This is a genomic window from Niastella sp., assembly GCF_045805085.1.
Classification (GTDB): Bacteria; Bacteroidota; Bacteroidia; order Chitinophagales; family Chitinophagaceae; genus Niastella.
The window spans coordinates 1-10,519 of the sequence record NZ_JBJMLX010000166.1; the positions used below are offsets into that span (position 1 = coordinate 1).

A 10,519-nucleotide genomic window follows, 5' to 3' on the forward strand; every position below is an offset into this window, starting at 1 on the left:
ATTGATCTGAACACCGAGGCCAACCTGGTAAGCGAGTGTAGTGCCATCATCGGCATTAGCTGCCTTGCTTCCATCACTGGCCAGGTAACTTGCCGAACCGGTGTTAAAGCCAATAGCAGTTTTCATATAAGGCACTACCGTTTGCCTGGCGCTACCCATATACCGCGTAAAATTGAGCAACACGGCGGTATTGGTCATACTACCCGTAAAGTCTTGCTGACCGGTGTTAAAATCGTAATAAGGGCGGCTTGCTTTACCATAGTTCACCATTACGCCAATGGCCATGCGGGGTGCAAAATGATAATCCAGGCTGGCGATAATGGGACCGGTTTGTGTAGCGTTTCCCTGGTAATAGCCATAAAAATCACTGAGCAGGTATTTGTCGAGATTGGGAAAACCATAACCAACGGATACATCCAGCGAAGGTTTGAAATTTTCCATTTCCCTGAATTGTTGCTGGCGGTAGCCCCTGGGTCTTCCATAACGGCCATAGCCGCCATAACCACCGCCGTACTGGGCATTGCCTTCATAAAAACAAACCACCAGGATGAGGCCTACAAGTATTCCTTTACGCATATTATTTTTGCTTTGGGAAGCTTAAATGCGTCAAAGGTTTAAAGCGCACCTGCGCAAAACCGGCCTTTTACAAGCCGATAACAAAAGCGGGAAATATGGTTCAGTCGCTGTTTTTGATAGATGAATGCGGAATTAAGAAGGACCAATGTTGATTTTGGAAGGTTACCGATTCTTTAAAGGAGGCGGGTTGTCTTTCCAGCGCCAAAGATACATACAGGCATAGGAACGGTAGGGACTCCATTTTTTGGAAATACGCAACATGTCTTCGCGGAATTTCTTTTTATCGGTGCGATCGAGTTTATACAACGCTATCATGGCGTTTTGTACACCCAGATCGTCAAGGGCAAATACATCTTCTCTTTTAAGTGCAAACATTAAAAGCATTTCTACCGTCCAGCGGCCAACGCCTTTTATCTGGGTCAGGTAGGTAATCACTTCTTCATCATCCATTTTATGAAGGCGGGTATGTTCCATGCCATGTTCAATGGCAAAACGGGCTACGTTCTGCACATAACTTACTTTTGCATTGGAGAGCCCAATGGCCCGCAATGTTTCGTGCGCCGTGGCCACCACCTGTTCAGCAGTAGGTTCATTGCCACCATACAGATTCAGAAATCGTTGGTAGATGACATCAGCTACTTTCGTGGACAATTGCTGGCTCATGATAGAGGCGCAGAGATAAGTACAAATATTTTTTTGTTTCTTCAGGGTGATGGTCCCGTGATGATCGATCAGCTTTTTTAGTTTCTTGTCTTTCGAAAGGTGTAAGGTATACTCCATGGTTGTAACTGTTTACCGGAATCTTTGCAATTTACCTGTTAATTTTGTTCCCATGCAACGAAATTTAATTGTAACCAAAGATGGTTCGCACACAGTGACAATCCCCGAATGGAAGGTTTTTTATCATTCGGTGCATGGCGCTGTACAGGAATCGTTGCATGTTTATATTGAAGCCGGCTTAAACCATTGGTGGAACCTGCATGAGAACGCCAGCAACTGTGTCGTTTTTGAAATGGGTTTTGGAACCGGTCTTAATGCCTTGCTCACTGCCCTGGAGGCAAAACGCCGGCAAGGCAAGGTGTTCTACGAAACAGTGGAGGCATTTCCACTGGAAATCGCGCTCGTTGAAAAACTGAACTATTGCGATGCGCTGGAAGATCCTTTCTTACAACCGGTGTTCGACTCATTGCATACCAGTGAATGGAACAGCGTTCAGCTCATCACTCCTTTCTTTTCTTTTAAAAAAGTGAAGGCATCGCTGGCCGACTATATACCGAATGAACCCATCGATGTGATCTTTTATGATGCATTTGCACCTGCCGCTCAACCTGAATTATGGACCCAGCCCGTGTTTGAAAAATTATTTACTATGCTTGCGCCGGGTGGTATCCTGGTAACGTATTGCAGCAAGGGCGATGTGCGAAGGGCCATGCTGGCAACGGGTTTTAAAGTAGAAAAAGTGCCTGGACCGGTTGGGAAAAGGGAAATGTTGAGGGGAATAAAAAGTGCGTCACGTATTACATGACGCACCTGATTATATCGCTTCAGGCTTTCGCCTTTATGCTTTTGGCTGTATGCTAAGCAAAAGAGTAGCTTACCCCACCATCTTTTTCATCTTTCAACAAAATTCCCAACTGCGTTAACTGCTGGCGAATTTTATCTGAGGTAGCGTAGTCTTTTCTTGCTTTGGCTTCTTTACGAATTTCAATCAATAATCCTATTACACCATCGAGCTTACCATCTTCGCTCTCTTCATCACCTTTTAGCCCGAGGATATCTTCCAGGTATAATTTAAAATCGCTTTGCAGCAACTGCATGGTGTCTACACTCAGCGCATCGGGTGCAATGTGTTTATCTTTTATAGAGTTGATAACCGGCACCAGCTCAAACATATTGGCTAATACTTTGGCGGTGTTAAAGTCATCGTCCATGAATTCATCCAGCTCCAGTAACAGTGATTTTACCTTGGCATCCAGTTCGGCATCGCCGGCTGTTGATTTCAATCCTGTCACTTCCAGCTTCTGTAATACTTCGTATGCTTCCCACAGGCGTTTCAATCCTTTTTCTGCAGCCTGTAAAGCCTCGTTACTAAAATCGAGCGTACTGCGGTAATGGGTTTGTAAGATAAAGAAGCGAATGGTTTGTCCGCTGTACCCTTTTTCAAGCAATGGGTGATCGCCACTGAACATCTCTGTTAACTTGATCACATTGTTATAGCTCTTACCCATTTTACGGCCATTAATGGTGATCATGTTATTATGCAACCAATAACGGGCAGGCACATGTTTATTGCAAATGGTACTTTGTGCAATTTCACTTTCATGATGCGGAAACTGCAGGTCCATACCACCGCCATGAATATCGAATTCAGTACCCAGGTATTTAGTGCTCATGGCCGAGCACTCGATGTGCCAGCCGGGAAAACCTTCGCCCCAGGGGCTTATCCAACGCATAAGATGCTCCGGTGGCGCCGCTTTCCATAACGCGAAATCCTGTTTGTTCCGTTTCTCATCCTGGCCTTCCAAATCGCGGGTAGTTTCCAGCAGGTCTTCCATTACACGACCGCTGAGTTTACCGTATGGATAATGCTCTGCATATTTTTTTACATCAAAATATACGGAGCCGTTCATTTCGTAGGCATAGCCTTCTTCCATGATCTTTTTGATCATTTCTATTTGCTCTACTATATGGCCGGTGGCGGTGGGTTCAATACTGGGGTCAAGATTGTTCAGCTGCTTCATACCCCAGTGAAAAAGGTTGGTGTACTTGGTAACCAGCTCCATGGGTTCCAGCTTTTCCAGCGTGGCTTTTTTGGCAATCTTGTCTTCGGCTTCTCTTCCTTCTTCTTCAAAGTGACCGGCATCGGTAATATTGCGTACATACCGAACTTTATAGCCGAGGTGCATGAGGTAAAGGTAAATTACATCGAAAGTAACATACGGTCGGGCATGTCCCAGATGGCTTTCCCCACGCACAGTAGGTCCGCACACGTATAACCCCACATGACCGGGTGTAATGGGTGTAAATACTTCTTTTTGCCTTGTATATGAATTCAGGACTTTCAGTTCACTCATAAAAATTCATTAATCAGTCTGATGATAGTTAAAATAAAGCCGGTAAATGCAAAAGTAAATGTATCCCGCCAGAACGGCGAATCAGAAACGACAGAAACAGCAAGTAGGGGAAATGATATAGATCATACTTCAAATATAGGTGTTTTAGGTAATTTAAGGGGCTACTCCTCCTTCAATTTGATATCCGCTACCACGGGATAATGATCCGACCAGGGCACCAGCGAGCGGTTATATTGTAATACGTCGAATTTTTTATCGGCCAGAATATAATCAATGCGCAGGGTAGGCGAGATGGCGGTAAAACTGCGGCCGATGCCTTTGCCTTTTCTCACAAAAACATCCTGCCGGTTGCCTTTTATCCGAAAATAAGTATAGGAGTTGGGCACATCATTAAAATCGCCACATATCACTTCCGGGTACGGACAACTATCCAGTTTATTGCGCACCAGGTCTGCCTGAAAACCACGAAAGGCATAGCCCAGCCGTAATTTTTTTATAATGGAACGGGAAGCCATTACCATGCTGTCATCTGCCGATTTTATGATCTCCAGGCTGCGGTAATCGTTTTTCTGAAACAGCACAGATTGCAGGTGAGTGGTATAGATCCTGATCTTTTTACCATTTACCAGCAGGTCGGCACTAATCAGACTCTCGGCGGCGCGTAAATTGGCGGGATCGGGATAACGTACCCGTTGGGTATCAACAATGGGATAGCGCGAAAAAATGGCCACCCCTGCCTCAAAACGGCCACCCGCTTTGCCATAATCAATAACGCGGTAATAGTAGGGATAATTCAACTGTATAATGGCGTTGGTATTGCTGGCGGCAAATGATTTTCCCAGCTCCAGAAATTCCTGGAAACACAGCACATCCGCATTCTGCTCTTTTATAAAAGCAATCATGTTTTTGCGGTAGTCCTTATGTTCCTTTATTCTTTTGTTATGGTCATCGAACCAATGCACGTTCCAGGTCATTATCCGCAAGGCGTCTTTTTCTTTTTCAGGTTTGAAAGCGGAAGCGGCGAAATGCATCCCCAGGAAAACGCGAACGTTTGAAAAGCCTAAAAGAAGTGTTAAAGCTGACAGCATCGCCCATTTTGACCGGAGGATAAGCCAGAAAACAAGAAAGAGAAATGAAAGGAGTAACAGCACCGGAAAGCCCAGTCCCAATAATGAAAAAAACCACCATTTAGAAGGATGCAGCCATGCACTGGCACAGGCTATCAGGAAAAGACCCGCGATAACCATGTTCAATATAATGCATAACCGCTTTGTAAATGTTCTAACAAACCGGGCCATAATTTAAAATTACAACTCTTCGTCTTCTGCAGCCCGTTTCAGAATATCTTTTTCTTCATCGGTGAGAAAACGGTAGCCTTGCTGATTGATCTTATCCAGTATTTCATCAATCCTTTTCTGGGTAATATTGGGAATCTTTTTGTATGGCTGGGTGCCTTTTGTATTGTAATGCAGATCGGTTTTTGCGGTCTTCTTCCAGTTTTTCCGGTCGGGGTTAAATAAATTCCCGAACCAGTCAAAGAAATTATTCATCCAGTTACTCCAGTCGTGCCCACGACGCATTTGATAAATAAACAGGAAACCAACCACGGCGCCGGCAATATGAGCAAATGCCCCGGGAGGTGTCTTTTGCGCTGCTATCAGAGAAAAATCGATGACCAAATACAGTACGGTCAGGATCCACAGGGGAATGCCGCCGTTTATCATGGGAAAAATGCGATAATCAGGCGCCAGCGTAGTGGCCGCGACAGCAATGGCCATAATACCGGCCGATGCGCCTACCAGGGTAACCGAAGACCCCATTGGCACCAGTTTAGGCACCAGGTTGTAGCTGGCTATAAAAAACAGCGCGGCACCGAAGCTGCCGTATATGAAAAGGGGAATGAGCTTTTTATTTCCGGTAAGGTCCTGAAAAATATAACCGAAGGCCCAGAGCCACAGGATATTTCCCAGCATATCCCAGGGATCGCTGTGCATGAACATGAAGGAGAGCAGCGTCCAGGGGCGGGTCATCATTTTTTCAAAGTCACCAGGCACTACCAGCCAGTTAAAGATGTTCTGGTCGTAGGTTCCCATGTCCTTCTCGGCAATCTTGTACACCAGCCACATGAATTTGAAAATACAGAAGACTATGGCGAGAACGCCAATCAAAAAAACCAGGTTGTTGCCTTCCTGGCCTAATCCTACTTTCTTCCTATACCTATCTTCGCTTAGCACGGAATAAATTTTAGTGAATTTACAAAATCATTCGATCCTTTGGAATAACTCCCCTACACTTCCGTTGACTTCCCGCTAATTTAACAGCCAACAGGTAGTTAAAGTTGCGATTGGTTCAATAAAAGGTGTTCCGGTTGCTCTTATTCATTGTTATTACCAGAATCAGACCAACAATTGCCCCACCTACGTGCGCAATATGAGCTACATTATCTCCTGCGCTGGGGGTAATGCCCGCGAATAAGTCGACCAGGAAATATCCAAACACAAGATATTTGATCTTTATCGGTATAGGCAGCGGGAAAATCATCAGCGGGGTATTGGGGAACAAATAAGCAAAAGCCGCCATTATACCATTCAGGGCCCCTGAAGCCCCCAATACACTAAAGTACCAGATACCGGCAGCCCGTTGTTGATAATCCAGCTGAACAGCCTCGCTCACCTGAGGAAATTTGAATTCCAGGTAATTCATTTCAACAGCCAGAACACCTAATTGAATTAATCCGGCCGCTACGCCGCAGATCAGATAAAAAATCAGGAAACGTTTGGCGCCCCAGATCTCTTCCAGGTTGGAACCAAACATCCATAATGCTAACATGTTCCAAAGAATATGTCTGATGCCAGAAGGATCATGAAGGAACATATATGTTACCAACTGCCATATTCTGAAATCGGGTGATTTATGATAATGAAGCGATAATAATTCAATAAATCTTCCGGGAAAGGTGAATTCCGCTATCCAAACCAGGACATTTATGATAAGTAGGTTTTTAACAACCATTGGAATACTCTGCAAACCCCTCGGTCGTAAATCAGCCATTCTACAAAGTTTAGTACGTGAATTTCGTGATGTTTTTTTACAAATAAGACAGTGAGATTGTTATTTTTAACCTCTCAATTTTAGTTGAACCACATTTTCGATATGATGTGTATGTGGGAACATATCAACCGGCTGCACATGGGTCACTTCATATTTTTCGTCGAGTAAATTAAGGTCTCTTGCCTGCGTGGCCGGGTTGCAGCTTACATACACCACCAGTGGCGCCGATGCTTCCAGTATTTTACGCACCAGCTTTTCATGCATGCCTGCCCGGGGAGGATCGGTAATTACCACATCGGGTTTTCCATGTTGTTGAAAAAATTCACTGGTACAAACGTCTATAACATCGCCGGCAAAAAATTGCGCATGTTCAATATGGTTGAGGGCGGCGTTCTCCCATGCATCGGTAATGGCTTCCTGCACCGTTTCAACACCTATTATTTTTTTTGCTTTATCGCTTACAAACAGCCCGATGCTGCCCGTACCGCAATACAGGTCGTACACGGTTTCCCGGCCGGTTAAACAAGCCAGCTCACGGGTAACCTGGTACAAGCGCTCGGCCTGGCGGGTATTGGTTTGAAAGAATGACTTGGGCCCTATCTTGAATTTCAGTTTTTCGCCTCCGGGTGTGGCCGACAGGGTTTCAATGATGTATCCTTTGCCATGATAGGCTTTGGGCTCCAGGTCGTAAATGGTATCGTTCTTTTTGGGATTGATGGTATACAACAAAGTCGTAATGCCGGGCACCTGTTTCAGCAGGTGATCGAACAAGCGCACTCTTTCCTTTTCATCGTCGTAGCCAAAGCACACATTAACCATTACCTCGCCGGTAGTAGCCACCCTAACAATGAGGGTGCGCAGCCAGCCATGGTGAAAACGGATATCGTAAAAAGTAAGGTTATTCTCTTTTGCGTATGCGCGAATGGTGTTTTTGATGGCATTCACCGGTTCTGCCATCAGGTGGCAGGTGTTTATGTCAATCACTTTATCGAACAGGCGGGGTACGTGAAAGCCGAGGGCATTTTCCTGGTCGATGGTGGTATCTTTTGCCGCTGCAATTTCATCGGGTAACAAATACCGGCGATTGCTAAAAGTGAACTCCAGCTTATTGCGGTAGCGGGCCGTTTCGGTACAGCCTATTATGGGTTGAATGGGGGGCAACTGCACTTTACCTATCCGTTTCAGGTTTTGCACTACCTCATTCTGTTTGTATTGCAATTGTTTTTCATAAGGGAGCATTTGCCATTTACAGCCGCCACAAACGCCAAAATGTTCGCAGAACGGGGTAACTCTGTCCGGGCTGAGGGAATGGAAATGAATGGCTTTCCCCTCGCCCCATTCTTTTTTGCTTTTTGACAGCTGTACGTCAACTACATCGCCGGGTACGGCGCCTTCAATAAAGATCACTTTGCCGTCGATTTTGCTCAGCGCTTTGCCTTCTGCCGCATAATCTTCTACAGCAACCTGTTGTAACACCGGCTTTCTCTTTTTATTCATGGCGCAAAGATAGTCTGTTGACAATAAAAAGGCAGCCCTGTTAAACAGGGCTGCCACCTTCACGCTATTATTACAAGCAAAAATAGACCAGTGGTTAAAGAACCACAGTCGTTACTTTTATAACATCGGGCTGCGCTATAAGGTTGCTATATTCCTGATTTTTGATTTTTATTTAATATTAACCCTTAGCGTTCGGTAAACATCTCCCTAAGCAGTCAAACGGCAGAAGGCAGACGGCAGACAGAACCTCCTTAAAAATCAAATGCTTAACGCTGTTACACGTTAAGCATCGATATGTTGCGCAAAGCCGATTTTTGTCAGTTGACTCGAGTGTAAACGATTTTCTGCCTTTTGCCGTCTGCTTTCTGCCAGACCTGCTTATTACTCACCCTTTTTTGTTTCTTTGTTCTGTTCGGCCTCATTGTACTTTTTTTCTGCGGCCTGGGCTTTCTCAAAATCCAGCACCACGCCATTTATGCAATACCGCAAACCGGTTGGCGGGGGACCGTCGTCAAAAACGTGCCCCAGGTGCGCTTTACAACGGCCGCATTCTACTTCGGTGCGGGTCATTCCATGCGAATTATCGGCCACGTAAATAATGCTTCCCTTGCTGATGGGCTGGTAAAAGCTGGGCCAGCCGCAACCACTCTCGAATTTGGTATCGCTTTTAAACAGCGCGTTGCCGCAGGCGGCGCAGTAATAGGTGCCCACTTCCTTTGAATTTTCAAATTTGCTGGTCCAGGGTCTTTCGGTGGCCTTTTCCCTTGCAATGGCGTACACATCGGCAGGCAGGATCTTTCTCCACTCATCATCGCTGATGGTCACCTTCGACGAGTCGGTGCGGGAATAAACGGTGTTCTTCTTTGATGTATCCATATTTGCTTTTTTCGGTGTATTAGATTGAGAATAAGAGCATTGCTGTAATATCACGGCCAGCATCAATAGTGACAGGCTCTGTAGTAAGCGTTTCATAAAATTGATTGTGTTTCCCAAATGTACGTAGCGATGGTACCGTTTGGATGTCAGTTAACCGACACCTTACAAGAGCTTAACATTTCGTTTAGACGATGGTTTTCCCGGTGCCGCTGTTTATCCCCGATCAATATATTAATAAAATCGTGTGAACCTCTTGTAATTGCGGCATCCGCAGCAAGAAAACCCGGTTCTGGTTAAATAATTTTTAATCGGAATGCCCATATTCTAAAGGGAATATTTCTGTGGTTGGTTTATATTTGCCGACTCATAAAGGGACTAACTAAACATGTTTAATCTTATATTATTTGGACCTCCCGGTAGCGGAAAAGGAACTCAATCAGAGAAATTAATTGAAAAATTTGGTTGGATCCACCTGTCAACCGGTGATTTGTTGCGTAAGGAAATTGCGAATGAGACCCAATTGGGCCTTGAAGCAAAGGCATTTATGGACAAGGGCCAACTGGTGCCTGATGAAGTGGTAATTGGTATGATCGGCTCAGCCCTCGATGCCAACCCAACCGCCAAAGGCTTTTTGTTTGATGGATTTCCCAGAACAACAGCCCAGGCTGAAGCGCTGGATGCTTTGCTGACCAGCAAAGGCAGTGAAATAACCCTGGTGCTGGCGCTGGAAGTAAGTGAGGAAGAACTGGTAGCGCGTCTGTTGAACAGAGGTAAAACCAGCAGCCGCCCCGACGACCGTAATGAGGATGTGATCCGCAAGCGTTTGTTGGAGTATGACCAAAAAACTGCCATTGTCGCTCACCACTATGCTAAATTCGACAAAGTGGCCAAAGTAAAAGGCGAAGGAAGCATTGATGAGATCTTCCAGTCACTGCGCGAGCAAATAGAAGCCCGTCAGCCTGCTTAAGGTAATTGAAAGAACAATCTACTACCGGTAACCAGGCTGGTAGTGTACTGATATTTTAAAAGCGTCCCGACGTGTCGGGGCGCTTTTGTATTTAATATCGCCAGCTGGTCAGATCGGCGCCTGCTTCTTTACTTCTTCGGCCCTTTTGTGAATAAATAGCTGGTGGCGGATTGGGAGGTTACCTCATCTCTCCGGGAATAACGGCAACGGTTGCCTTATGACCACCGCGCAATACCTGCATGGTTATTCTTTGTCCGATGGTTTTTTCGTTGAGCTGTTTATGCAGATCATCCACGGAACCAATTGGATGATCGTTAAACCCAACAATTATATCGCCGGAGTGCAGTTCACTGTTATACGCCGGAACATCAGCCTCTACCTCTGAAATATACACGCCGGTACGCAGCTCCAACCGGTTGGCGGCAATCATGCGCTCGGTTAAATTTACCAGTTGCCCCACCAGACCCAGGTAGCCCCG

At 45.5% G+C, this 10,519-nt stretch carries 11 protein-coding genes; 2 read left to right on the forward strand and 9 right to left on the reverse strand.

The window, feature by feature from the left end; genetic code table 11:
- On the reverse strand, window positions 1–576 hold a 576-nt coding region (locus ACJ751_RS08325; RefSeq protein WP_407745030.1), incomplete at its 3' end, for a hypothetical protein.
- Window positions 577–738: 162 nt separating this feature from the next.
- The gene (locus ACJ751_RS08330; RefSeq protein WP_407745031.1) at window positions 739–1,356 is read right to left on the reverse strand and encodes a DNA-3-methyladenine glycosylase family protein; all 618 of its coding nucleotides are present in this window, start codon (window positions 1,354–1,356) and stop codon (window positions 739–741) included.
- A 52-nt stretch (window positions 1,357–1,408) separates the two neighbouring features.
- Here ACJ751_RS08330 and mnmD point away from each other — a divergent pair, with 52 nt between their 5' ends.
- A complete protein-coding gene (gene mnmD, locus ACJ751_RS08335) occupies window positions 1,409–2,101 on the forward strand; it encodes a tRNA (5-methylaminomethyl-2-thiouridine)(34)-methyltransferase MnmD (RefSeq protein WP_407745032.1) in 693 nt (230 codons plus the stop codon).
- Between the two features lie 52 nt (window positions 2,102–2,153).
- Here mnmD and cysS read toward each other — a convergent pair whose 3' ends face one another.
- The 6 genes from cysS to msrB form a co-directional block, all read right to left on the reverse strand.
- A complete protein-coding gene (cysS, locus tag ACJ751_RS08340) occupies window positions 2,154–3,650 on the reverse strand; it encodes a cysteine--tRNA ligase (RefSeq protein ID WP_407745033.1) in 1,497 nt (498 codons plus the stop codon).
- 161 nt (window positions 3,651–3,811) lie between these two features.
- The gene (locus ACJ751_RS08345; protein ID WP_407745034.1) at window positions 3,812–4,948 is read right to left on the reverse strand and encodes an endonuclease/exonuclease/phosphatase family protein; all 1,137 of its coding nucleotides are present in this window, start codon (window positions 4,946–4,948) and stop codon (window positions 3,812–3,814) included.
- A gap of 9 nt (window positions 4,949–4,957) precedes the next feature.
- Window positions 4,958–5,884, reverse strand: coding sequence for a rhomboid family intramembrane serine protease (locus ACJ751_RS08350; RefSeq protein WP_407745035.1), 927 nt, complete (start codon window positions 5,882–5,884; stop codon window positions 4,958–4,960).
- 115 nt (window positions 5,885–5,999) lie between these two features.
- Complete coding sequence (locus tag ACJ751_RS08355; protein ID WP_407745036.1) at window positions 6,000–6,701, reverse strand: rhomboid family intramembrane serine protease; 702 nt, start codon at window positions 6,699–6,701, stop codon at window positions 6,000–6,002.
- Window positions 6,702–6,767: 66 nt separating this feature from the next.
- On the reverse strand, window positions 6,768–8,255 hold the full coding sequence (gene rlmD, locus ACJ751_RS08360; RefSeq protein WP_407745037.1) for a 23S rRNA (uracil(1939)-C(5))-methyltransferase RlmD: 1,488 nt from the start codon (window positions 8,253–8,255) through the stop codon (window positions 6,768–6,770).
- Window positions 8,256–8,579: 324 nt separating this feature from the next.
- On the reverse strand, window positions 8,580–9,170 hold the full coding sequence (msrB, locus tag ACJ751_RS08365; RefSeq protein WP_407745038.1) for a peptide-methionine (R)-S-oxide reductase MsrB: 591 nt from the start codon (window positions 9,168–9,170) through the stop codon (window positions 8,580–8,582).
- A 289-nt stretch (window positions 9,171–9,459) separates the two neighbouring features.
- Between msrB and ACJ751_RS08370 the strand changes: the two genes are divergently transcribed.
- On the forward strand, window positions 9,460–10,041 hold the full coding sequence (locus tag ACJ751_RS08370) for an adenylate kinase (RefSeq protein ID WP_407745039.1): 582 nt from the start codon (window positions 9,460–9,462) through the stop codon (window positions 10,039–10,041).
- 178 nt (window positions 10,042–10,219) lie between these two features.
- Here the strand turns inward: ACJ751_RS08370 and ACJ751_RS08375 are convergent.
- Window positions 10,220–10,519 (reverse strand): S1C family serine protease (locus tag ACJ751_RS08375; protein WP_407745040.1); only part of this gene is annotated, 300 nt, incomplete at its 5' end.